The sequence below is a fragment of the uncultured Microbacterium sp. genome (assembly GCF_963524805.1).
GTDB lineage: Bacteria > Actinomycetota > Actinomycetes > Actinomycetales > Microbacteriaceae > Microbacterium.
Map to the genome: position 1 here is coordinate 219477 of NZ_CAURGG010000004.1, position 22719 is coordinate 242195.

The following is a 22719-nucleotide window of genomic DNA, read 5'->3' on the forward strand; positions in this document are numbered from 1 at the left end:
CGCTCACACCCCCTGCGAGGTCATGACGCGCCGCGCGGCGACGCGCGCCCGCCGGGCGAACCGCCGCACATCGGCGGCGGAAGTGATCCTGAGCTGCTGCACCTCGAGGTCGGGAGGGTCGGTCGGTGCGCCGGCGGGCAGCATCCGCTCGTAGCTCGCCTGCAGCAGCGTGCGGATCGTGGGCAGGTCGAACGTGTTCGTGAACTGAAGCGCGACGAGCACCCCAGGGGCCGCGCGGCCGATGACGCTCCCGGTCGGCAGCACGGCAGCGGCAGCCTGTGTGACCGCCGTGGCGATCGACAGCGCCCACGCGCGACCGAACGCCGCACGGTGCAGCGGAAGCGCCGGCACCGAGATCGTGATCGCCAGGACGAAGCTGCGCTGAGCGAGCAGAGCCTCGATCCAGTTGGTCAGCGTCTCATTGCTGACGATCGAGGTCAGCTCCGGGGTCTGCGCGCGCCGGATGATCACGATCATTCCCGCCGCCACCAGCGCGACCGCGAGGGCCGCGGCGATCGTGCTCGGGCCGCGGGCGAAGACGTAGTCCAGCGACCAGTGATCGGGCTCGAGTACGAACGGCGCCGCCAGACGCAGCGCGCAGTAGGCGCCGTAGAGGGCGAGCGTCACCCCAACCAGCGCCGCACCGAGAACGGGGAGCCGGCTGCGCAGGCACACCACGGCGGTCATGATGCTGAGCGCCGCCAGGACGACGAGCTTGGCGGCCTGGCCGGCGGCCGGGGAGAGCAGGAGCGTCGTCGCGCCCACCACGATCGAGACCGTGATCGACATGATCGCGAAGGTGCGCCGCTCGCCGGTCGCCCGTCGCACCGCGGCGAGGACCAGACCGATCGACAGCGGCATGGAGATGTCGGCGATCACGAGCGGGAACAGGTTGGCGTCGACGGGGCCCGCCATCGCGTAAGCGAGGGTTGACAGGGTGGCGCAGCTGGCCGCCAGCACCGCGAACGTCGACGTGGTGACCCACTGCGGATCGGCGGCCCTGGTGCGCCGCTCCGAGACGACGACCAGCGCAACGGCCACACAGCACGCCACCGTGAGGGTCACCGTGTAGAGCGTGATCATCGCGCCCGCCTGTCGCTGCGCTCGCGCTCATCCACCGCAGTGAGGCGTTGCGCAAACCTTGAGGATTCGTTGCGCCCGCCTCCGTGAAGAACGAGTGCTACGTGGAAGCGAGCATAACAAGGTGGTTCCCACGGGGTGCTCCGGTGCTCGTCCCCACTTCGGGGGACACACACCGGCGGATCCCGCAGACAGGGAGTCAAGGTCTGAGCCGCGCGAACGGCTCGGAGATCTGGATCGACCCGAACGGTCCAGAAGCCACTCGCCGCAGAAGGGTCGCACTGGGGAAGGGCGACCCGAAGATCACGCCGGGGGAGGCGCGGTCTCTGCGGTGAGGCGGTAGCCGACGCCCCGCACGGTCTCGATGAATCGAGGGTGTGCGGGGTTGTCGCCGATCTTGCGGCGCAGGTTCGTCATGTGCGCCTCGACCGCCCGCTTGTCGGCATCCCCCACGAAATACGTCGTGACGTACGACTCGCCGCGCAGCTGCAGAGCGAGGTCGGCCTTGCTGCGCACGCGGCGCCGCGATTCGAGCAGCGCCCCGAGCAGGTCGAACTCCGTGCGGGTGAGGTGGATTTCGTCCTCATCGATAAGCACGATGCGGCTGTCGAGGTCGAGGCGCAGATTGCGGTGCGCCATCCACTGCCCATCCTGCGCGGGGACCTCGACCGCACCGGTCTCCCGCATGACGAGCTGGTCGCCGGCGGCCTGGGACACGAGCGCCGGCGCCGTCGCGGGCGCGGACGTGCCGGGCGCCGACGGGAAGGACGCAGCGGCCCCCTCTTGGGTGCGAACAGGCGCCGCGGATGCCGCTCCCACTCCTGCGGCCGCTCGCCCGCGCCGCAGCATCGCGTCGATGCGGGCACGGAACTCCCGCGGACGGAACGGCTTGGTGATGTACTCGTCCGCGCCGGCCGTGAGGCCCAGCACGACGTCCGCCTCGTCACCCATCCCCGTGATCATGACGATGTACGTGTCGCTGGCCGCGCGGATGCGTCGTGCGGCCTCGATCCCGTCGATGCCCGGCATGTTGACATCGAGCGTCGTGATCATCGGCTGATGCGACAGAACCGCCTGGATGCCGTCGATGCCGTTTCCCACGGAGACCGTCGAGAATCCGGCGGCTTCGAGAACATCGACCAGCAGGTGACGGAGTTCGGCATCGTCTTCGACGATGACCGCTGTGCGCCCGCTGTCGGTGGTTTCGGTCATGCACTTGCTCCAGTCCTGCCGTGCGGTGCGGTACGGGTACTCCGGGTGCCGGATGGCGTCGCTGGGGGCGAACCGGAGTGGTGCTGGAAGGTGAATTGTGTCATACGGGTGTTTCTCACAAGCACCACCCGCATCAACTCCCCTCGGCGAAGCGCCGGCGCTTCCGCACGCTTTTGGCGTCGGCATCCCGATGCCGTAGACTCGATCCTTGGTGCCCGCGCCCTGCTGGCCTGGCACCGCGAACGTGAGCCCTCCACTGGCGCGTTTGATCCGGCATCCGGAATCAAACCCCCCGGAGCGGGATTCACGAACATCTCCGTTCGAATCAAGAAAGCAGCACTATTGTGACGCGCACGTACACCCCCAAGGCTGGCGAAGCCCAGCGCGAGTGGCTGGTCATCGACGCCACCGACGTCGTCCTCGGCCGGCTCGCCTCGCACGCGGCGACCCTTCTCCGCGGCAAGCACAAGCCCACCTTCGCCAACCACATGGACATGGGCGACTTCGTGATCATCATCAACGCCGAGAAGGTGGCGCTGACCGGTCAGAAGCTCCAGAAGAAGAAGGCCTACCGCCACTCGGGCTACCCGGGCGGCCTCAAGTCGGTCACCTACGAGGAGCTCCTCGCCAAGAACCCCGAGCGCGCTGTCGAGAAGGCCGTTCGCGGCATGCTCCCGAAGAACAGCCTGGGTGCGCAGCAGCTCACCAAGCTCAAGGTCTACCGCGGCGCCGAGCACCCCCACGGTGCGCAGCAGCCCAAGACCTTCACCCTCGACCAGGTCGCCCAGTAAGCGCCGCTTCCAGATTTAAGGACATCCCCGTGGCGAATATCGAAGACTCCACCGAAACCAACTACTCCACCGAGACCGTTGTCGACCAGACGGCCGTTGCCGCCGAGCGCCCCGTGCTCAGCGTCCCCGGTGCCGCGGTCGGCCGTCGCAAGCAGGCCATCGCCCGCGTGCGCATCGTCCCCGGCTCGGGCGTCATCACCGTGAACGGTCGCTCGTTCGAGGACTACTTCCCGAACAAGCTGCACCAGCAGCTTGTGAAGGACCCCTTCACGGTGCTCAACCTCACCGACGCGTACGACGTGATCGCGCGCATCTCCGGCGGCGGCCCCTCGGGTCAGGCCGGCGCGCTGCGCCTGGGCATCGCCCGTTCGCTGAACGGCGTCGACGAAGAGAACAACCGCGCCACCCTTAAGAAGGCCGGCTTCCTCTCGCGTGACGCGCGCGTCAAGGAGCGCAAGAAGGCCGGTCTCAAGAAGGCCCGCAAGGCTCCTCAGTACTCCAAGCGCTGATCGGTTCGACCCTCCGTATGCCGCTCTTTGGCACGGACGGGGTGCGGGGGCTGGCCAACGGCCCCCTCACCGCCGATCTCGCACTCACCCTGGCCCAGGCGACTGCTGTCGTCCTGGGCCAGGGCCGTACTGCCGAGGCCCGCAAAGCCGCCGGCAAGCGCCTCACCGCCGTCGTCGCCCGCGACCCGCGCGTCTCCGGGGAGTTCCTCGCGGCTGCGGTGGCGGCCGGGCTCGCGTCCTCGGGCGTGGACGTGCTGGATGCCGGCGTTCTGCCGACCCCGGCGACGGCGTACCTGATCGCCGACATCGGCGCGGACTTCGGGGTCATGGTCTCGGCCTCGCACAACCCCGCGCCCGACAACGGGATCAAGATCTTCGCGCGCGGCGGTGTCAAGCTGCCCGACGTGGTCGAGCAGCGCATCGAAGCCGCCATGGCGCTGCCCAAGCTGCAGCCGACCGGTGCCGGCGTGGGCCGCATCCGCCGGTTCGCCGACGCCGAAGACCGATACGTCGTCCACCTGCTCGCGTCGCTGCCGCACCGCCTCGACGGCCTGCACGTGGTGCTGGACTGCGCCCATGGGGCGGCATCCGGAGTCTCGCCCGAGACGTTCCGGGATGCCGGAGCACGGGTCACCGTGATCGGGGCGGATCCGGACGGGCTGAACATCAACGACGGCGTGGGATCCACGCACCTGGACCTGCTGGCCTCGCACGTGGTGCGCGTCGGCGCCGACGTCGGCATCGCCCACGACGGCGACGCGGACCGCTGCCTCGCGGTCGACGCCCGCGGCCGGGTCGTCGACGGCGACCAGATCATGGCGGTGCTTGCGGTCGCGATGAAGGAGCGCGGGCACCTCGCGGATGACACGCTGGTCGCGACGGTGATGAGCAACCTGGGCCTGCATCGCGCGATGGCTGATCACGGGATCAGCGTCGTGCAGACCGGCGTCGGCGACCGCTACGTGCTGGAGGCGATGGCCGAGGGCGGCTTCTCGCTCGGCGGCGAGCAGTCCGGTCACGTCATCATGAGCCAGTACGCCACGACGGGCGACGGCGTGCTGACCGGCCTGCACCTCATGGCCGAGATGGCGCGGACCGGGCGTTCGCTCGCCGACCTCGCCTCGATCATGACCGTGTACCCGCAGGTGCTCGTGAACGTGCGGGGCGTGGATCGCACCCGGGCGGCGTCAGACGGCGGGGTCGCTTCGGCGGTCGCCGAGGTCTCGGCCGAGCTCGGCGAATCGGGACGCGTGCTGCTGCGGCCCTCGGGCACCGAGGAGATGGTGCGCGTGATGGTGGAGGCGGCGTCAGCCGATGTCGCCGAGCGGTATGCCGGGCGCCTCGCGGACGTCGTTCGGGAGCGGCTCGCGCTGTAGCTTCCCCCGTTCGTCCGTCACTTGTGCACGCCGATGGGCTTCTTTCGCGTACGCGGGTGACGGATGAAGCGGGTGGGTCTCGTTCGTCCGTCACCGGGGTACGCCGATGGGCTTCTTTCGCGTACGCGGGTGACGGATGAAGCGGGTGGGGTGGTGGCGTCAGGCCGGGGCGGCCTCGTCCTCTTCGGGCTCGAAGGTCGACACCTCGCCGGTGTGGCCGGCCGCGATGCCGGATGGGTCGGCGGGAATCGTGCCGTCCTGGCCGAGACCGCCGGGCTTCTCGGTCCCGTCCGGATCGGTGCCCGCCTGGCCGCTGTCGCCCTTCGGCGCCCCGTCGGCTGTGGAGGTCTCGACGTCGGGGCCCTCGAGCGCACCGCCGTCCGGGTCTTCGAACGGGTTGCCGGGACGCACCGCTGCGTCGGGTGCGATGTCGATGCGCGTGTTGCCGTCGTGCTCGCTGACCTCGATGCGCGGGTCGGCGTCGCTCTCGACGGCGCCCGGCGCGGACAGCAGCTGATCGCGCCGCTTCTCTTCGGGGGTCATGCCGGTCGGGTCGTTGCTCGTGGTCTCATCCATAGAGCGGACCCTACGCACCGAGCCGCGGCGCCGGGAGCCCTGGCGCGCGGGCGCGGCCCGTGCTACGCGAGCGAGCGCCGCGAGAAGGCGGGTTAAGGCGCGAGAAGGTGGGTTCGAGCCCGAGAAGGTGCACCTTCTTGGGACCGAACCCACCACCTCGGCGGCGGAGGCGCCTTCTCGGCGCTGGCTTGTCAGTTCGCGAGCGCCCAGAGGATCGCGTCGCGGTAGGCGGCCTGGCCGGCGGCTGTCGGGTGCAGGAAGGTGATCGGATCCGCGGGATTCGCGCCCAGCCACGGGTCAGCATTGCCCACCTGGTGCCCCACGAAGTCGTCGGCAACGCTCGCCAGCTCGACATTCGTGGCCCACTCGGCCGCAGCCGCCACCGCACCGGCGATCTGGTCGTTCAGTATGGCCGTGGCCCCGTCGACGTAGTTCGGGATCCATTCATTGGAGGGAAGTTTAAATGGCAGCGGGTAGTCGGTAACGATGATGCGCGCATTCGGCGCACGCTCGGCGATCGCGCGGATCAGCGCGAACAGGTCCTGCCCGATAAGGCCGGAATTCAGCGCTTCCTGTGCCGAGTCGAGCGCTGCCTCACAGGCGTCCGAGGTGGGCGCGACCGAGCAGGTGGTGTAGATGGCGCCGGCACCCACATCGTTGGCGCCGACCGTGAGCGTCACGAGGGTCGTGCCGCGGTTCACCTGCGACAACTGGGTCGCAGTGACATCGGCGATGGTGGCACCGCTGCAGGCCGGAGTGCGCAGAAGGTTGATGCCAGGGGCTGCATCGAGCAGCACCGGGTAGGCAGCCGCGGTGTGCTGGCAGGAGTCCAGCGAATCGCTCGCGCCCTGGCCTGCCGCGTACGAGTCGCCGAGCGAGACGTACTTTTCGACGACAGGTGTCGTGGGTTTCGCAGCGTAAGCGGGGGCGGTGACTCCGAAGATCAGAGCGAGGAGGGCGATGGCGACGGCGGCGCTGGAGCGCAGGCCGCGGCGACCCGGGCGAGGGTGTGCTGACATGACTGAACCATAGTCCTGAACGTGAGCCACCGGATACGTCCGGCTCAGACGTTCTTCACAGACCGCCGGATGCGGATCTCCATTCCGGCGGTCAGCGTCGCGTACCCGATGAACGCGACCGCGATCAGCGCGAGGAACGCGGGTGTCGCGAGCCGATCCCACAGCAGGGCGTCTCGACCGGCGATCAGCGAGCAGATGATCGCGACCAGGCTCACCAGCTGGGCCTGGAACAGGATGCGGAACGAGCTCCAGCGGTCGTCGCGCAGGAACCCGATCGCCACGATCCCCGGCAGGGACAGCACCGCGCCGAGCACCTGCGCCGTGAGCGGCGTGAGTTCCCACGCCCAGAACGGGATCACAAGTGACGGGGCCAGGAACATCACCGCTCCGGTGACCAGCGATGCCGCACCCACCGCAAGCATGACTCCGCGAACGGGCCGCGGGACCCGGGAGTCGGGCACATCGAGGCGTCCGTCATCGCTGCGCCGCTGCATCCACCACAGCCACGCGACGGCGAAGGGGGTCGTCGCGTACAGCACAATCCACGTGGAGAACGAGAGGTTCTGCGAGAAGCGGTCGAGGTGCAGCAGCGTGGCGACCAGCAGACCGCCGGCGAACACGACGACCGCCGGAAAGCCGGGCGCGACCCGATGCCATCTTTTCGTCACGGCGACTCCGAGGAAGAACCAGATCCCGCCGACGTATGCAGAACCGAGCATGTACGCCGACACCGGCGGCGCGATCGCCCACGCGAAGAGTTCGCCGGTGCGGGCGGGAAACACGAACAGCAGGAAGGCGGCGGCCACGAGGAACGGCACGATCACGAGCGCGACCACTCTCGTGACCGGCAGCACGCGGTCGGGTCCGGGCTCAGCGGGTGACACGGGCGAGCACCTCCGCGATGGGCAGCTCGGCGCCCTCGGCGGCCGCCGCATCGAGCGCCGCGGCGCCGCCGTGCTCGCGCAGGGCGGCCACGAAGGGTCCTTCCAGAGTGAAACCGGCGGTGTTGACCAGCCCGGTGCGTCGCCGCAGGCGCTGGGCGGCCCCGAGCAGGAGGCCGGTCTGCGAGGCGTCGCCCCGCGCCGCGCGGATGCCGGTGAGTCCCTGCAGCCCGTACGCGATGCCCTCGTCGTGACGCATGGCGAGGGACATGTCGAGGGCCTCGGCGAAATCGTCCTCCGCCCCGTCGATGTCGCCGCCGTACAGCTTGGGCCACCCGCGGTGGTGCTGCGCGATCACGAGGCCGAGCATCTCGCCAGCCTCCGCGGCGAGGCGACAGCTCTCGTCGAAGTGCGCGGCAGCGCCCGGAACGTTCTGCACGGCCAGGTCGATGCGTCCGAGCGTCACGTGGGTCATCGCCTGGCCCCAGGCGTCACCGGCCTGAGCGAACCCGGTCAGGCTGCGGTCCAGGGTGCCTCGCGCCGCATCCACGTCCGGGTTGGTCGGTGCCGCGAGGTGGCCCAGCGCGAGGGACACCCGGGCCAGCGCGGCACCGAACGGCTCGCCGGCCTGATCGAACAGCCCGGCGCTGCGCTCGAGGCCGGGGCGCACATCCAGTTCGGGGTCCTGCCAGAACGCGACAGCGCGCGTGTAATAAAGGGCGATCGCCTCGGTGCGCGGCGGAAGTGCGATGGCGTCCCGCTCAGCATGCTCGAGCAGCTCGGCCATCCAGTCGCGCACGACCCCGAGCAGGCCCGCGACCCACAGGTACAAGTACAGCGACCAGGCGTACTCCGCGGCCTCGTCGAGGCGTGACCGGTCGAGCAGGTACCGCATCACCGACGCGAGGTTCTCGGAGGCGGCATCCAGCCGGCGCATCCAGCCCAGCTGACCGGCGCCCCGCAGTCGCGCCGGTGACTGGCCGGCCAGGGCGAGGTAGTACGACACCCAGCGTTCGCGCGCCTGCGCGGTCCCGGATGCCGAAGCCTCAGCTTCGGCCCGGTCCCGGGCGAACGCCCGCACCAGCGCCAGCATCGAGAACACGCGCTCGCCGTTGCGCTCGTGCTGCCCGAGCAGGCTCGTGTCGATCAGGGCCTCCATGACGGTGTAGGCGTCGGCGCCTTCCCCCGCGTCGAGCACGGCCTCGGCCGCCTCGAAGCTGAACGGTCCCGAGAAGACCGAGAGCGCCTCGAAGGCCGCGGTCGTCGCCGGATCCAGCAGCCGCACGCTCCACTCGATCGTGCTGCGGACCGTGCGCTGGCGTTCCGGCAGGTCGCGCGCCCCGCCGACCAGGAGGCTGAGGGCGGAGTCGAGCCGCTCCAGGATCTCCCCGGCGGACATCGTCCGCGTCCGGGCGGCGGCGAGCTCGATCGCCAGGGGCACGCCGTCGAGCGCGCGGACGATGCCCGCGACATCGGCCGTGGCGGCGTCGGTGAGCTCGAAGGCGGGGTTGAGGGCCGTGGCCCGCTCGACGAACAGCGTGACGGCGCTCGTGGCGGCGGCATCCCGTGACGACGTGTCGGGCGCCGGCACATCGAGCGGTCCGAGCTCGAACGTCCGCTCCGCCCGCACCCGCAGCGGCGAACGGCTCGTCACGAGCAGCTGCAGGTGCGGCAGGCGCGTGATGAGGTCGACGAGCTCGGGCGTCGCATCGAGCAGATGCTCCATGTTGTCGATCACGAGCAGCAGGTCCCGGCCGGACAGCGCGGTGACCAGCTTCGTCTCCAGGGGCTCGTCGCCGGTCTCGCGGACGCCGACCGCGCGCGCGATCACGCTGATGACGCGGTCGGGGGATGTCACCGACTCGAGCGTCGCGAAGGCCACTTCGCGGCCGCCGGCGGCGATCGCCTCGGCGACGTCGATCGCCAGCCGGGACTTGCCGATCCCGCCCGGCCCCACGATCGTCACGATGCGCACGCCCGGGCTCGACAGCATCTGGATGACCTCGTCGTGCTCGGCGGTGCGGCCGACGAGGGTCGTGTAGGGGGCAGGGATCTTGGATGCGGTGCCCGGCGCGGCCGCGGGCGTCGCGCGGGACGCGTCGAACCTGTCCGCCAGCAGGGTGGCGAGGTCGGACACGATGAGCTCGCCGAGCTCTTCCGGGGACTCGAACGCGCGGTACGAGCTGTGATCGTCCTCGCGGATGCCGTCCAGCAGCTCTTCGAGGCGCGGATCGCGTTCCGGTGCCGGCTGCTTGATGTAGATGAGATGCGGCATGCGCCCCGAGAGCCGATACTCGTCTTCGAGGCCGGACACCGCTTCATCGGGTGCGACCCACCCGTAGCTCTGCCAGTACAGCCCGACGAAGATGTCGCTCTGCGCGAGGTATGCGCGGTAGAGCGAGCGCGGCGGATGCGGCCGGGCTCCCAGTTCGAACATCACCGGGGCCAGCCGAAGCGATTCGATCGCGGCACGCGCCGCTTCGCGCTCGGGCTCCAATTCGCGGAGGGTGGAGCTCAAGAAGACCCGGATGCGCTGGTCGGGAGTGCGGATCGACGCCGGGTGAGCGTCCATTCCAGCAGTGTGGCGCAGGCGGGGCTCGAGCGCCACCATTGTTTCCCCGCTGTCAGGGTCCGGGGCCCTGTCCACCGAAGAGGGGACAGCCCGATGCCGCCGCCCGGCGACCTGTCCGCCGAAGTGGGGACAGACGCGCCTCGCATCGTTTCCTAGGCTCGAAGGGCAGCATCCCCCCGCTGATGCACGAGCCGCCCGATTCGGGTTCTGGCGGCTTGCAGAAGGTCCCCAAGCGGAAGAGAGACCCCCGGTTCCCCCCAGCACCGGGGGTCTCTGCCTCGCCACCCACGGAGTTCCATCCATGCTCAGATCCCTCGCGCGGGTGTTCGTCGTGCTCACCGTGACCGCCGCGACCGGTGTCATCGGCGCCTATGCCCTGCTGGTGGTCGGCTCGCGCACAGGCGTGGAGTACTACTACGGTCGCTGAGTCGTACCAGGCCCGAGCCGGGGCTGCGGCATCCCACCCGATACGATGTTGCGGATGTCCGCCGACGCCGCCGCCCCCGCCCTCTCGCTGTACCGCGAGATCGACCGCGCGGACTGGGCCCGGCTCGCCGCCGACATGGCGCAGCCGCTCGCCGAGACCGAGATCGTGCAGATCCGCGGCATCGGTGACCTGCTCGACATGGCAGAGGTGCGCGAGGTGTACCTGCCGCTCAGCCGGCTGCTGAGCCTGTACGCGAACGCGACCAAGCGCCTGGGCGCCGACACGAGCTCGTTCCTGCGGGAGTCCGACACGACGACGCCCTTCGTGGTCGCGGTCGCCGGCAGCGTCGCTGTCGGCAAGTCGACGATCGCCCGACTGCTGCGCGAGCTGATGAGCCGCTGGCCGGGCACGCCGCGCGTCGAGCTCGTGACGACCGACGGCTTCCTCTACCCCAACGCCGAGCTCGAGCGGCGGGGCTTGATGGACCGCAAGGGCTTCCCCGAGTCCTACGACCGCCGCGCGCTCGTGCGCTTCCTGACCGACGTCAAGAGCGGCGCTCCCGAGGCACGCGCCCCCTTCTACTCGCACATGCGCTACGACATCGTCCCGGACGCGCACGTCACCGTGCGCCGCCCCGACGTCGTGATCGTCGAGGGCCTGAACGTCCTGCAGCCCTCGCCCTCGCCGGGGGACATGGCGGTGAGCGAGCTGTTCGACTTCTCCATCTACGTGGATGCCGCAACCGATCACATCGCGACGTGGTATGTCGACCGGTTCCTCGCCCTGCGGCGCGGAGCGTTCGCCAACCCGAGTTCGTTCTTCAACGTCTTCTCGCACCTGTCTGACGAGGAGGCGGTGCAGACTGCGATGGGCTACTGGAACGAGATCAACCTGCCGAACCTGCGCGAGAACGTGCTGCCCACCAAGCACCAGGCCCGGCTGATCCTGCAGAAGGGCGCCACGCACACCGTCGAGCGGGTGCTCCTGCGCAAACTCTGACGCGCATGTTGACAGTCCCCACGGGGACTGTGCTACTTTCGCCCTGGGTCCGTCATTTGGGGTGACGGATTCCGGTTGCGACCCGAAGAAGCAGCCGTACCGCGACGAAGATGGGGATGATCATGGTTTCCGGCGTGCCCGCGGCGATGTCGCCCGGCGATCGAGACGTCGCCACCTGAGTCGCCCCTCCAACCCGGGACGGGGTGCTGCAGTGGGGACCGCGGCATCCCGTTCCGTCTCCTCCCCAAAACATCCCGGTCTCCTGTGAGTGCGGCGTCCGAACCGGCGTGATCATGGCATGCGGGCGCCGGATGCCGCGCTCAGGATGTTCGCACGGCCCCACCGTAGGATTGGGCGCATGTGTGGAATCGTCGGATACGTGGGCCCTCGCGACAGCCAGGCCATCCTTCTCGCGGGCCTCGCCCGGCTCGAATACCGCGGGTACGACTCCGCCGGCATCGCTGTGATCGACGGCGAGGGAGACCTGGGGATGCGCAAGCGCGCCGGCAAGCTCAAGGTGCTGCGGGACGACCTCGACGCGCACCCGATGGCCGATGGCACGACCGGCATCGGCCACACCCGCTGGGCGACGCACGGCGGACCGACCGACACGAACGCCCACCCGCACCTCGCCGACGATGACAAGCTCGCCGTGATCCACAACGGCATCATCGAGAACTTCGCCGAGATCAAGGCGGACCTGCTCTCGGAGGGCTACACCTTCCGCAGCGAGACCGACACGGAGGCTGCCGCCATCCTGCTCGGCCGCGAGTACGACGCCGCAGGCGGGAACCTCGAGGCCGCCTTCCGCGCCGTGGTCAGCAGACTCGAGGGCGCCTTCACGCTGCTCGCGATGCACGAGGACCACCCGGGACTCGTCGTCGGTGCCCGCCGCAACTCGCCGCTGGTCATCGGCCTGGGCGAGGGGGAGAACTTCCTCGGCTCGGACGTCGCCGCATTCGTCGAGCACACGCGCAACGCGCTCGCGATCGGGCAGGACCAGATCGTCTCGATCACACCCGGCGGCGTCACGGTGACGGACTTCTTCGGCGAGAGCGTCGAGGTCGAGCCGTTCGAGATCCTCTGGGATGCGTCGGCCGCCGACAAGGGCGGCTGGTCGAGCTTCATGGCCAAGGAGATCAGCGAAGAGCCCGAAGCCGTCCTCAAGACGATCCTGGGTCGCACGCGCGACGGCCAGGTCGTGATCCCGGAGCTCGACGGTCTCGATGAGCTGTTCGCCGGCATCCAGCGCATCATCATCGTCGCGTGCGGCACCGCCGCCTACGCCGGCCTGGTGGGCAAGTACGCGATCGAGCAGTGGGCGCGCGTGCCGGTCGACGTCGAGCTCGCGCACGAGTTCCGCTACCGCAACCCGGTGATCGGACCCGACACGCTGATCGTGTCGATCTCGCAGTCCGGCGAGACCATGGACACCCTCATGGCCGTCAAGTACGCCCGCGAGCGGGGGGCGCGCACCCTGTCGATCTGCAACACGCAGGGCGCGACGATCCCGCGCGAGTCCGACGCGATCGTCTACACGCACGCGGGCCCCGAGGTCGCTGTCGCCTCGACCAAGGCCTTCGTCGCGCAGATCACCGCGCTGTACCTGCTCGGCCTGCACGTCGGGCGCGTCCGCGGCACCGTCGGTGCGACCGAGGCGGCACAGCACGTGCTCGAGCTCGAGTCGATCCCCGACAAGATCCGCCGCGTCATCGACGAGGAGCAGGAGCGCATCCAGCAGCTCGCGCACTGGATGGGCGACACCCGCTCGGTCCTGTTCCTGGGCCGCCACGTCGGGTACCCGATCGCTCTCGAGGGCGCGCTCAAGCTCAAGGAGCTCGCGTACATCCACGCCGAGGGGTTCGCCGCCGGCGAGCTCAAGCACGGACCGATCGCGCTGATCGAGGCGGGGCAGCCCGTGTTCGTGATCGTGCCGTCGCCGCGGGAGTCGGCGGAGCTGCACAAGAAGGTCGTCTCCAACATCGAGGAGATCCGCGCACGTGGCGCCCGCGTCATCGCGATCGCCGAAGAGGGGGATGCCGCGGTCCTGCCGTACGCCGACGAGGTGCTGCGGATCCCGCTCGCCGGGCCGCTGTTCGAGCCGCTGCTGGCCGTGGTCCCGCTGCACATCTTCGCGATGGGACTGTCGATGGCGAAGGGTCTGGACGTGGACCAGCCGCGCAATCTCGCGAAATCCGTCACGGTCGAGTAGGTTCCGGCGCGGCTTTTCGGCCGCTTCTGGGTGCGCCCGAATCACGGCATCCGCCTGATTGGCAGGCGGCTTTCGGGCTGTGCTAGGTTCGCCAACAGCGAGAGGTGTGGGACCACTCGCGGCATGGCACACCCGAGTGCCAGTGAACTGGGGATGAATATGAACGACGTTACTCGCGCGCCCGAAAACAACCAGATCGAGGGCGTCAGCCGTCGGTCACTGGTCAAGACGGCAGCATGGGCGGTGCCCGTGATCGCCTTCGCGGCACCCGTACCGGCCTACGCCGCCTCGCCGGGATCCACCAAGAACGGGGTCAAAGCCAAGTTCAAGGCGTGGTACACCCGGGAGAACAACGCCAACTACATCGATCTGATCGGCTTGGACTCTCAGCACCCGGCGACCGGCTACGAACAGATCACCGGCGTCGTCGTCGGACAGATGGTGACCAACGTTTCGGTGTACGCCTACATCAACAAGAACATCGACGACTCCGCGTGGGCCCCGAGGAACAACGTCGGCGAGAACTACTGGAAGAAGCCTGTCAAGGTGGCCGGCCCGGACTCCGGGGGCTACTACACCTACCGGATCGACTACAGGACGCTCTCCACGCCGGTGACTGTGGCGGGAACACTCGATCTGGATGCGCGCTTCCACTTCCGTGCTCCGTTCGGCAATGGCAACAGCGTGAGCGTGAAGGGCTCGTGGACGGCGTTTGTAAGCCCCAGCGCGACGCCGGCTCTGAACGTGGTGTCCACGAACATCGCCAATCTGGATTCCAACGGCGAGTACGTCTACCTCACCGCGCCCGGGTCTTAGCGTCCAGGTCGCCCGCATCCGCACCCTGCCGCGGGATAAAGTGGCGGAGTGCGGATGCGGGGGCGGCGATGATCGTGGGGATCGGCGTCGACCTGGTCGACATCGCCCGCTTCGAGCGCACGCTGGAGCGTACGCCGAGACTGCTCGAGCGGCTGTTCTCGCCGGGTGAACGCACGCGGCCACCGCGCTCGCTCGCCGCGCGTTATGCCGCGAAGGAAGCGCTCATCAAGGCGCTGGGCGGCTCGGACGGCGTGCACTGGACCGAGATCGAGATCACCCCCGAGGAATCCGGACGCCCGTGGTTCACGCTCACCGGCTCGACCGCCGCGGTGATCGCGGAGCGCGGCATCACGAACCTGCACCTGTCGATGTCGCACGACGCGGGGTTCGCGACGGCGTTCGTGGTCGCCGAGGCGGCCGACACCGGAGCGGGCGCGTGAGCCGTCTGCCCGCCGGCGTGCTGCGCGAGGCGAGCATCGACGTCGGAGCGATCGCCACCAACGTGCGGCACCTGCGGAAGCTCACGGAATCCGAGGTCATCGCGGTCGTGAAGGCCGACGGATACGGGCACGGAGCTGTCCGGGCGGCCGCCGGCGCGCTCGAGGGCGGGGCGAGCCGGCTCGGCGTCGCCGACGTCGGCGAGGCGCTGGCCCTCCGCCGCGGCGGAATCACAGCCCCGATCCTCGCCTGGCTGCACGCGCCGGGCGCGGACTTCGCCGAGGCCGCCTGGGCCGGGGTCGAGCTGGGCATCTCGAGCTTCGATCAGCTGCAGGCCGCGGCGGCGGCATCCTCGGATCGAGCCGTCGGCGTGCACCTCAAGCTCGAGACGGGCCTCGGCCGAAACGGCATCGCGCCGGAGGACTATCACCGGGTCTTCTCCGAGGCCGCGCGGCTCGAGCGCATCGGCAGGCTGCGGGTCATCGGGCTGTTCAGTCACCTCTCCAATGCATCGGCCGAGGACGACCGCGCCGCGCTGCATGCGTTTCAGGATGCTGTCGCCACGGCCTCGGCCGCGGGCCTCGCCCCGCCGCTGCGGCACATCGCGGCGACGCACGCGGCGATCGCACTGCCGGAGGCGCGGCTCGGGTGCGTCCGGGTGGGCTTGGGGGTCTACGGCCTCTCGCCGTTCGCTGACCGCTCGTCGGCCGACCTCGGCCTGCGCCCGGCGATGACCCTCCGCGCCGCCGTCGCGGCGGTGCGGCGCGTGCCGGCCGGGCACGGGGTCTCGTACGGCTACGACTACCGCACCGACCGCGACACCACGCTCGCGCTCGTGCCGCTCGGCTACGCCGACGGGGTGCCGCGCCACGCCTCCGGCGCGGGGCCGGTCGAGATCGGGGGACATCGATACCGGGTTGCCGGGCGCATCGCGATGGACCAGTTCGTCGTCGATGTCGCAGATGCCGCGGTCGCGGTGGGCGACGAGGTCGTGCTGTTCGGCGACCCGACGCTCGGCGCTCCCGCCGCCGACGACTGGGCCGAGGCCGCCGGCACGATCAACTACGAGGTCGTCACGCGCATCGGACCGCGGGTGCCGCGCCGGCAGGTCTCGACGTGAGCGTCCACTGCGGGCCGGTCGTCGGGTGGACGGTGATCTGTGTGACCCGTGGTGCCGTTGAGGCGCCCTCCGGGGCAGCCTTCCGCCGACCGGAGCAGCAATGACCGGGCTCGAGCCTCTCCTCGGCCGCCGCGAGATCGCCTCGCCCGCGGACATGGAAGCCTTCGGCGAGGAGATCGGGCGGATGCTGCGCCCCGGCGACCTGGTCGTCCTGACGGGCGCGCTCGGCGCAGGGAAGACGACCCTGACGCGGGGCATCGCTGCGGGGCTCGGCGTGCGGGGTCCGGTGCAGAGCCCCACCTTCGTGATCGCGCGCACCCACCCGTCACTGGTGGGCGGTCCGCCGCTCGTGCACGTGGACGCCTACCGGCTGGGCTCGGCGCTCGAGCTCGACGACCTGGACATCGATGTCGACCGCTCGGTCGTGATCGTCGAGTGGGGCAAGGGCATGGTGGACGGCATCCGCGATACGTGGTGGGAGGTCGAGCTGGAGCGCGAGCTCGGCGGCCGCGGCGCCGACACGATGTGCGGCGATCTCTCGCGGGCGAGCGAAGAGCTCGACGCCGACGCCCCACGGACGGTCACCGTCTCGCGCCGCCCGTGACCGGCCGCGGACGTTCACGGGCGGGACACGCCGCTTCGCGTGCGCACGAAGCGGCGTGTCTCGTCCATGAACGTCGGCGCCGGAAGGGCCCGATCAGCGAGGGATGGCGCGGCGCCGGCCCGTGACTCCGAGGCGGATCCGCGCGGTCGCGCCGATCGCTTCGAGCACCGCATCCGGGCGCTCGATGTGGGCGAAATGCCCGGCGTCGCGCAGGCGCACCTCGGCGAAGTCCGGGACCAGCGCCACCAGAGCCGCGGCGTCCGTCTCGCCGGCGAAGACGTCACGCACGCCGCGCACCGAGCGCACCGGGCACGCGATGCCGGTCCACGTGCGCACTTCGTACTCGGCCGCGAGCCGCGCCGCCCGCGCGAACGCCCCGGGGCGCACTTCGCCGGCAAGCGCGGCGATCACGGACGGATGCACGGGCCCGGAGAACAGCGGCGACGACAGTGCGGGCAGCCAGCCGAGTCGGTCCAGCACCCGGACCAGCGCCGTGCCGGCCTGACCGAACGCGGCCAGGATCCGCAACGCCAGCAGCATGCCCGCGAACCACGGCAGGGCGATGCCTCCGCGTAGCGGGCGGCGGACGGCATCGATCACGCCGGTGCCGGTGGCGGAGACGAGCGTCACGCCGAGCGTGGCGTCGCGATGGCGGGCTGCCACATCGAGGGCGATGAACCCTCCGAGCGAATGCCCGACCACCCGCCATGAGGAGTACCCGAGCGCGCGGGCGACCTGGGCGACGGCATCCGAGACGTCACCGACCGTGCGCACCCTGTCACCATCGACGCTGTGGCCCCAGCCCGGCAGATCGATCGCGATCACATCGGTGAGCGGAGCGGGGGACAGATCGGATGCCGCCACGAGCGGCGTCCAGGTCGTCCACGATCCGGCCGCCCCGTGCAGGAGGATCGTCGCGGGGCCTCGGGTTTCCCCCAGGCTGCGCTCGCGCCCGGCGTGCACCACCACCTCGCCGACCGACGTCGGCACGACCAGCCGACGAAGGCCGAGGGTCGCGCCGTCGGTGCGGAGCGGAAGGGGGTGCGGGAGCGGGTTCACACCCTCTCTTCGTCGCCGGGCCCGGAACGGTTTCCCCGTCGTGCCGCCGACTACCCTGGAAGCATGATCCTCGCCATCGACACCTCGGTCGGCACTGCTGTCGCGGTGGCCGACGACGACGGTGTCGTGCGCGCGGAGCGCTCGAGCGCGAATCCGCTCGGCCACGCCGAGGCGATCGGCGACCTGCTCGAACAGGCGCTGGATGATGCGGGCGAGGGAGCGCTCACGTATGTCGCGGCCGGCATGGGCCCAGGCCCCTTCACCGGGCTTCGCGTGGGGATCGCCGCGGCGCGTGCGTTCGCCCTGGGGCGCGGCATCCCCGTCGTCCCCGTCGTGAGCCACGATGCCGTCGCGCTCGAGGTGTTCTTCGCCGCCGCGCTGACCGGCGTGGAGGCGGGCCGGTTCGCCGTGGTGACCGATGCGCGGCGCCGCGAGTTCGCCTTCACAGTGTACGACGGCATCGATGCGGACGGCCTGCCGGTGCGCGCGACAGAGCCGGCGCTCATCCCGCGCGACGAGCTCGACGCGCACCTGGATTCGCTCGGTGCGCAGCGCCGCGACGCCGCGGCGGTTCCCGGCGCAATGGTCGCGATCCTGGCGGGCCGGGCGGTGCAGGCAGGCCGTGTGCCGGCGATGACGGAGCCGCTGTACCTGCGCTCGCCGGACGTCACCGCGTCGCACAGACCGAAGCGGGTGACCGCATGAGCACGCGCCCCGCGACCGCCGAGGACCTCGATGGGATCATGGCGCTCGAGCGCGCCTCGTTCCCCACGGACGCGTGGTCGGATGCGATGATGCGCGAGGAGCTCGCCTCCGCGCACGGCTGGTACGTCGTCGTCGAGGAGGGCGGCCGCCTGATCGGCTACGCCGGGCTGCGCGCGCCGCGCGGGGCGGCGGATGCCGACATCCAGACGATCACGATCTCATCCGGTGCCCGCGGGCACGGCCGTGGCCGGGCGCTGCTGCGCGAGCTTCTCGGCGAGGCGGAGCGGCGCGGCATCCGCGATGTGTTCCTCGAGGTGCGCGCCGACAACCCGGTGGCGCAGGCGCTGTACGCGTCGGAGGGATTCGCAGAGGTGGGCCGCCGGCCGCGGTACTACCAGCCCGATGGCGTGGATGCGATCGTGATGAAGCTTGTCCTGTCGGGGTGGATCGCACGCCACTCGGTGGATGCCGCCGACGCGGGAGCATGCACGTGAACCGCGTCGAGCCCCTCGTACTCGGCATCGAGACGAGCTGCGATGAGACCGGCATCGGGATCGTCCGCGGCCGGACGCTGCTGAGCAACACGATCGCCAGCAGCATGGACGAGCACGCGCGGTACGGCGGCGTGGTTCCCGAAGTCGCCGCGCGGGCGCACCTCGAAGCGCTGGGTCCGTCGATCCAGGCGGCGTTGGCGGAGGCCGAGGTGTCGCTGCAGGACCTGGACGCGATCGCGGTCACGTCCGGGCCGGGCCTGGCCGGCGCGCTGATGGTGGGCATCGGTGCCGCCAAGGCGCTCGCCGTCTCGCTCGGCACTCCTCTGTATGCGGTGAACCACCTCGTGGGCCACATCGCCGCCGACATCCTGGACCCGGAGGCGCCGCCCCTCGAGTACCCGACCGTGGCGCTGCTGGTCAGCGGCGGGCACACCTCGCTGCTGCTCGTGCGCGATCTCACCTCCGACGTCGAGCTGCTCGGCGAGACCCTCGACGACGCCGCCGGCGAGGCCTTCGACAAGGTCGCCCGGCTGCTCGGCCTGCCCTACCCCGGCGGTCCCGAGATCGACCGGGCGGCAGCATCCGGCGATCCCAGGGCGATCGCCTTTCCGCGCGGGCTGTCGCGCGCATCCGACCTCGCGAAGCACCGCTACGACTTCTCGTTCTCGGGGCTCAAGACCGCCGTCGCGCGCTGGACCGAGCAGCGGCAGGGTCTCGGGGAGGCGATCGCGATCGCCGACGTGGCGGCATCCTTCCGCGAAGCGGTCGTCGACGTCCTGGTCACCAAGGCCCTCGCCGCCTGCGCCGACAACGGCGTGCCGCGCCTGCTGCTCGGCGGCGGTGTCATCGCCAATCGCCGGCTGCGCGATGTCGCGACCGAGCGGGCGGACGCCGCGGGCGTCGCTCTGAGGATCCCCCCGCTGTCGCTGTGCACCGACAACGGCGCGATGATCGCGGCCCTCGCCTCGGAGCTGATCATGGCGGGTCGTGAGAGCTCGACGCTTGCATTCGGAGCGGATTCGACGCTGCCCGTCACCGAGATCCAGGTGGAGGAACAGGTCCGGTGAGCGGCACGGACCACGAGCCGGCTCGCCCGGGAGACAGCGAACGGACCCCGGCGGTGCGAGAGCAGTCGTCACCCGACGTGCGAGAGTCGCGCATCCCCGCCGCGGTCGAGCCGCCTTCGGCCGACGTCGCCCCCGTCGGAGCCGAATCGGCGCTGCCGGGAGCGCATCGCGGCGGCTTCGAGCGGTGGCCGACCGCTCCGATCGGTGTCGCTCCCATCGTCACCGCGCCGGATCTCGACGCACCGGTGATGTGGGCACCCGCGCCGCCGGCCGCGCCCTCGCGCGGAGTGGCTGCCTGGGCGCTGGGATTCGGCATCGCCGCGCTGATCGTCGCGATGTTCGTCGGATGGGGCTTTCCGATCGGACTCGTCGCGATCATCACCGCGATCGTCGCCCTGCGGCGCCCCCTCGAGAGCCGGATGGCCGCCGTCTGGGCGCTCGTGCTCGGCGTCGTCTCGCTGATCTACAGCGCGGGCTGGCTCCTGTTCGCAGCGACCCGCACCGACCTGCTCGCCCTGTTGACCTGAGCCGACCCCGCGGCCCTGCTCACCCGGGCTCGGGAGCGACGCGATCTGCCAGGATCGCGAGGCGCTGCGACCCGATCCGCGTGAGGATCAGCGTCGCGGACTCGGCGCCCGTCAACTTCAGTGCGGTCCGCAACGCCGCCGGGTCGATGTCGACGCCGCGCTTCTTGATCTCCAGTCGGCCGATGCCGCGCTCCCGCAGCGCCCGCGACAGCGCGCGCGGATCGGCGGGGAGCACCTCGCGCACTCGGAAGCTCTGGACGAACGGGCTCGTGAGCGCGGCATCCGACGTCAGATAGGCGATCTGAGGGGCGAGCATGCCCGCCTCGAGCGACCGCGCGACCTCGCCGATGAGCCGCGCACGGATGACCGCACCGTCCGGTTCGTGCACGAACGCACCGAGAGCTCTCACGGGCTCGTCCTCGGCGTCGCCCGGCGACGTCAGCTCCCACGCCTGGTCGCCGCGCATGGTCAGGGCCGCCCGCCGTACCCCGTCGCGGGCGAGCCGGCCAGACCACAGCACGAGCTCGACGGTGGACCCGTCTGCGCTCACCCACTGCGCCTCGACATCGTGAGGAATCATCCCGCGATCCAGGCCCGGCCCGAGCTTGATGCCGCTGGGCATGTGGCCGGCGAGCTCGAACGCCCAGTCGAGCGCGGGCGAATAATCCTCCGGCCGCACGCGCGCGGTTTCGCTGTGCCCGGACGTGCGTCGGGCCGGGTCGAGCCACACGGCGTCGACTCCGTCGAGGTCAGCCTCCTCGGCGAGCCCCTGCCGGACCGTGACCTGATCGCCGAAGGGCGCCAGGTTGTACGCGGCGATGGCAGCCGTCACCTCGTCGGCCTCGATCGCGAGAACCCGGATGCCGAGCGCCGCGAATCCGAGCGCGTCACCGCCGACGCCGCAGCCGAGGTCTGCCACCGTTCCGATCCCGGCGTCGCGGAACCGTCCGGCGTGGCGCGCGGCGACAGCCAGGCGCGTGGCCTGTTCCAGACCCGCGCGGGTGAACAGCATCCTGTCGGCGAACTCGCCGAACTTCGGTCGCGCCCGGACGCGCAGCCGCGCCTGCCCCACCACCGCGGAGACCAGTTCGGGGGAGTGCCCGGCCTTGCGCAGCCGGGAGACAATGCGCGCGATGTCGTCGATGGAGCCCGCCGCGTCCTGCTCGTCGAGGAGGCGCAGCCCCTCGGGGGTGAGCAGGGCGGTCAGTTCGGCCATCTCCACCCGGCCAGCCTAGTTCGGCGTCCGGCCTGCACTGCGGCCGCCGCGAGCCGGCCCCGTCGGCATCCCCTACCGACCCCCTATCACCCCCCGCATTCCCCTAGTCGGTCGTGGGGAACCTCCGGGTTCATCCCCGATGCCGTCGGAACGCTGACGTCCCAGACTCTTACCAAGGCACCGCTTGGGGCACTCTACGAACAGAGGAAAGATCATGGCTGTATCAGACAACGCCAACCTTCTGGGGCTGCAGGCGAACCTGCAGGACTCGCTGAATGACAACTCGGACAACTCGGATAACTCCTGGACCGACCTGTCCGACAACAACGACGGCAGCAATGTCGACAACGAGGACAGCAACATCGGCAACTGGACCGACATGTCCGACAACAACGACGGCAGCAACGTCGACAACGAGGACAGCACGATCGGCTACGGCCAGGCGAACGCTGAAGAATCTTTCAACGAAGGCAGCAACGTCGGCAACGAGGACACCACCATCGGATACGGCCAGGCGAACGCTGACGAGTCGTTCAACGACTACTCGGACCACTACTCGAACAACGACGACTCGTTCAACACCGACTCGTACAACGACCTGTACTCGAACAACGAGAACTCGTTCAACAAGGACGACCACTCCGTCAACGCGGGCACGCGTCAGTACAACGCCGGGTTCGACAACCTCAACTTCGTGAACGAAGGCGACGGCGGGGGACTGGCACTCGGTGGCGGTGACTTCGACCTGGACATCGACGCCCGTTCCACCACGAACGACCAGTCGGTCAACCAGAACATCACGACCTCGTCGGGTAACGGCGGCGTTGCTCTTGCAGTCGGCGGCGACGCTGGTGACGGCTTCGGCGGCGCCGGTGCGGCCGGTGGCACGGGCGGCGGCAGCGGCTCGGGTGGCCTGGGCGGTTCTGGCACCGGTGGTGCTGGTACCGGCGGTGCCGGTGGCGCAGGTGGCCTCATCCAGCCGGGTGGCGACGGCGGCGACGGCACGGGCGGTGCTGGCA

22 protein-coding genes and 1 pseudogene are annotated in these 22719 nt (G+C 70.4%); 15 read left to right on the forward strand and 8 right to left on the reverse strand.

Annotated elements, in window-relative coordinates; translation table 11 throughout:
- Positions 1-3: 3 nt before the first annotated feature.
- Complete coding sequence (locus tag RWQ91_RS10810) at positions 4-1083, reverse strand: hypothetical protein (RefSeq protein WP_314505851.1); 1080 nt, start codon at positions 1081-1083, stop codon at positions 4-6.
- 300 nt (positions 1084-1383) lie between these two features.
- Entirely contained in the window at positions 1384-2292 is a 909-nt protein-coding gene (locus RWQ91_RS10815) for a response regulator transcription factor (protein ID WP_314505853.1), read from the reverse strand.
- Between the two features lie 344 nt (positions 2293-2636).
- On the opposite strand from RWQ91_RS10815, the gene rplM reads away from it, so the two are divergent.
- Genes rplM through glmM form a run of 3 tightly spaced genes read left to right on the forward strand, consistent with a single transcriptional unit; the run spans position 2637 to position 4968 of the window.
- Positions 2637-3083 (forward strand): 50S ribosomal protein L13, encoded by a 447-nt coding sequence (gene rplM / locus RWQ91_RS10820; protein ID WP_314505855.1) that lies wholly within the window; start codon positions 2637-2639, stop codon positions 3081-3083.
- Between the two features lie 29 nt (positions 3084-3112).
- On the forward strand, positions 3113-3592 hold the full coding sequence (gene rpsI, locus RWQ91_RS10825) for a 30S ribosomal protein S9 (RefSeq protein ID WP_314505857.1): 480 nt from the start codon (positions 3113-3115) through the stop codon (positions 3590-3592).
- Positions 3593-3609: 17 nt separating this feature from the next.
- The gene (glmM, locus tag RWQ91_RS10830; RefSeq protein WP_314505858.1) at positions 3610-4968 is read left to right on the forward strand and encodes a phosphoglucosamine mutase; all 1359 of its coding nucleotides are present in this window, start codon (positions 3610-3612) and stop codon (positions 4966-4968) included.
- Between the two features lie 159 nt (positions 4969-5127).
- Here the strand turns inward: glmM and RWQ91_RS10835 are convergent, their stop codons facing one another.
- From RWQ91_RS10835 to RWQ91_RS10850, 4 genes are all read right to left on the reverse strand, one after another.
- On the reverse strand, positions 5128-5544 hold the full coding sequence (locus RWQ91_RS10835) for a hypothetical protein (RefSeq protein ID WP_314505861.1): 417 nt from the start codon (positions 5542-5544) through the stop codon (positions 5128-5130).
- 191 nt (positions 5545-5735) lie between these two features.
- Positions 5736-6563, reverse strand: coding sequence for an SGNH/GDSL hydrolase family protein (locus RWQ91_RS10840; protein ID WP_314505863.1), 828 nt, complete (start codon positions 6561-6563; stop codon positions 5736-5738).
- A gap of 44 nt (positions 6564-6607) precedes the next feature.
- The gene (locus tag RWQ91_RS10845; protein WP_314505864.1) at positions 6608-7447 is read right to left on the reverse strand and encodes a hypothetical protein; all 840 of its coding nucleotides are present in this window, start codon (positions 7445-7447) and stop codon (positions 6608-6610) included.
- Positions 7434-10016, reverse strand: a complete 2583-nt coding sequence (locus RWQ91_RS10850; RefSeq protein WP_314505866.1) for a DUF4062 domain-containing protein — start codon at positions 10014-10016, stop codon at positions 7434-7436. Before RWQ91_RS10850 ends, RWQ91_RS10845 begins: the two co-directional genes overlap by 14 nt.
- Positions 10017-10317: 301 nt before the next feature.
- Between RWQ91_RS10850 and RWQ91_RS10855 the strand changes: the two genes are divergently transcribed.
- From RWQ91_RS10855 to tsaE, 7 genes are all read left to right on the forward strand, one after another.
- The gene (locus tag RWQ91_RS10855; RefSeq protein WP_314505868.1) at positions 10318-10443 is read left to right on the forward strand and encodes a hypothetical protein; all 126 of its coding nucleotides are present in this window, start codon (positions 10318-10320) and stop codon (positions 10441-10443) included.
- Between the two features lie 54 nt (positions 10444-10497).
- Positions 10498-11442: a type I pantothenate kinase gene (gene coaA, locus RWQ91_RS10860; protein WP_314505870.1), complete on the forward strand. Its 945-nt coding sequence runs from the start codon at positions 10498-10500 to the stop codon at positions 11440-11442.
- A 358-nt stretch (positions 11443-11800) separates the two neighbouring features.
- Positions 11801-13654, forward strand: a complete 1854-nt coding sequence (gene glmS, locus RWQ91_RS10865; protein ID WP_314505871.1) for a glutamine--fructose-6-phosphate transaminase (isomerizing) — start codon at positions 11801-11803, stop codon at positions 13652-13654.
- 159 nt (positions 13655-13813) lie between these two features.
- Positions 13814-14470 (forward strand): hypothetical protein, encoded by a 657-nt coding sequence (locus tag RWQ91_RS10870; RefSeq protein ID WP_314505873.1) that lies wholly within the window; start codon positions 13814-13816, stop codon positions 14468-14470.
- Positions 14471-14538: 68 nt separating this feature from the next.
- On the forward strand, positions 14539-14910 hold the full coding sequence (locus RWQ91_RS10875) for a holo-ACP synthase (protein WP_314505874.1): 372 nt from the start codon (positions 14539-14541) through the stop codon (positions 14908-14910).
- Positions 14907-16028, forward strand: a complete 1122-nt coding sequence (alr, locus tag RWQ91_RS10880; protein WP_314505875.1) for an alanine racemase — start codon at positions 14907-14909, stop codon at positions 16026-16028. The genes RWQ91_RS10875 and alr overlap by 4 nt, the downstream gene beginning before the upstream one ends.
- 100 nt (positions 16029-16128) lie before the next feature.
- Entirely contained in the window at positions 16129-16632 is a 504-nt protein-coding gene (gene tsaE, locus RWQ91_RS10885; RefSeq protein WP_314505876.1) for a tRNA (adenosine(37)-N6)-threonylcarbamoyltransferase complex ATPase subunit type 1 TsaE, read from the forward strand.
- A gap of 93 nt (positions 16633-16725) precedes the next feature.
- Here tsaE and RWQ91_RS10890 read toward each other — a convergent pair whose 3' ends face one another.
- Positions 16726-17691: an alpha/beta hydrolase gene (locus tag RWQ91_RS10890; RefSeq protein WP_314505877.1), complete on the reverse strand. Its 966-nt coding sequence runs from the start codon at positions 17689-17691 to the stop codon at positions 16726-16728.
- A 63-nt stretch (positions 17692-17754) separates the two neighbouring features.
- Here RWQ91_RS10890 and tsaB point away from each other — a divergent pair, with 63 nt between their 5' ends.
- Genes tsaB through RWQ91_RS10910 form a run of 4 tightly spaced genes read left to right on the forward strand, consistent with a single transcriptional unit; the run spans position 17755 to position 20484 of the window.
- Positions 17755-18396, forward strand: coding sequence for a tRNA (adenosine(37)-N6)-threonylcarbamoyltransferase complex dimerization subunit type 1 TsaB (gene tsaB / locus RWQ91_RS10895; RefSeq protein WP_314505878.1), 642 nt, complete (start codon positions 17755-17757; stop codon positions 18394-18396).
- On the forward strand, positions 18393-18890 hold the full coding sequence (gene rimI, locus RWQ91_RS10900; protein ID WP_314505881.1) for a ribosomal protein S18-alanine N-acetyltransferase: 498 nt from the start codon (positions 18393-18395) through the stop codon (positions 18888-18890). Before tsaB ends, rimI begins: the two co-directional genes overlap by 4 nt.
- Complete coding sequence (gene tsaD / locus RWQ91_RS10905; protein WP_314505882.1) at positions 18881-19957, forward strand: tRNA (adenosine(37)-N6)-threonylcarbamoyltransferase complex transferase subunit TsaD; 1077 nt, start codon at positions 18881-18883, stop codon at positions 19955-19957. Before rimI ends, tsaD begins: the two co-directional genes overlap by 10 nt.
- On the forward strand, positions 19954-20484 hold the full coding sequence (locus RWQ91_RS10910) for a hypothetical protein (protein WP_314505883.1): 531 nt from the start codon (positions 19954-19956) through the stop codon (positions 20482-20484). Before tsaD ends, RWQ91_RS10910 begins: the two co-directional genes overlap by 4 nt.
- 19 nt (positions 20485-20503) lie before the next feature.
- Here RWQ91_RS10910 and RWQ91_RS10915 read toward each other — a convergent pair whose 3' ends face one another.
- Entirely contained in the window at positions 20504-21706 is a 1203-nt protein-coding gene (locus RWQ91_RS10915; protein ID WP_314505885.1) for a THUMP-like domain-containing protein, read from the reverse strand.
- Between the two features lie 208 nt (positions 21707-21914).
- On the opposite strand from RWQ91_RS10915, the pseudogene RWQ91_RS10920 reads away from it, so the two are divergent.
- Positions 21915-22719 (forward strand): annotated as a pseudogene (locus RWQ91_RS10920) (hypothetical protein); the annotation flags it as partial.

Bases quoted from the DNA above. Each gene is read 5' to 3' on its own strand.
- RWQ91_RS10810 (WP_314505851.1), bottom strand. From the start codon at position 1,083: ATGATCACGCTCTACACGGTGACCCTCACGGTGGCGTGCTGTGTGGCC.
- RWQ91_RS10815 (WP_314505853.1), bottom strand. From the start codon at position 2,292: ATGACCGAAACCACCGACAGCGGGCGCACAGCGGTCATCGTCGAAGAC.
- glmM (WP_314505858.1), top strand. From the start codon at position 3,610: ATGCCGCTCTTTGGCACGGACGGGGTGCGGGGGCTGGCCAACGGCCCC.
- RWQ91_RS10835 (WP_314505861.1), bottom strand. From the start codon at position 5,544: ATGGATGAGACCACGAGCAACGACCCGACCGGCATGACCCCCGAAGAG.
- RWQ91_RS10840 (WP_314505863.1), bottom strand. From the start codon at position 6,563: ATGTCAGCACACCCTCGCCCGGGTCGCCGCGGCCTGCGCTCCAGCGCC.
- RWQ91_RS10850 (WP_314505866.1), bottom strand. From the start codon at position 10,016: ATGGACGCTCACCCGGCGTCGATCCGCACTCCCGACCAGCGCATCCGG.
- RWQ91_RS10855 (WP_314505868.1), top strand. From the start codon at position 10,318: ATGCTCAGATCCCTCGCGCGGGTGTTCGTCGTGCTCACCGTGACCGCC.
- coaA (WP_314505870.1), top strand. From the start codon at position 10,498: ATGTCCGCCGACGCCGCCGCCCCCGCCCTCTCGCTGTACCGCGAGATC.
- glmS (WP_314505871.1), top strand. From the start codon at position 11,801: ATGTGTGGAATCGTCGGATACGTGGGCCCTCGCGACAGCCAGGCCATC.
- RWQ91_RS10870 (WP_314505873.1), top strand. From the start codon at position 13,814: ATGAACGACGTTACTCGCGCGCCCGAAAACAACCAGATCGAGGGCGTC.
- RWQ91_RS10875 (WP_314505874.1), top strand. From the start codon at position 14,539: ATGATCGTGGGGATCGGCGTCGACCTGGTCGACATCGCCCGCTTCGAG.
- tsaE (WP_314505876.1), top strand. From the start codon at position 16,129: ATGACCGGGCTCGAGCCTCTCCTCGGCCGCCGCGAGATCGCCTCGCCC.
- tsaB (WP_314505878.1), top strand. From the start codon at position 17,755: ATGATCCTCGCCATCGACACCTCGGTCGGCACTGCTGTCGCGGTGGCC.
- rimI (WP_314505881.1), top strand. From the start codon at position 18,393: ATGAGCACGCGCCCCGCGACCGCCGAGGACCTCGATGGGATCATGGCG.
- tsaD (WP_314505882.1), top strand. From the start codon at position 18,881: ATGCACGTGAACCGCGTCGAGCCCCTCGTACTCGGCATCGAGACGAGC.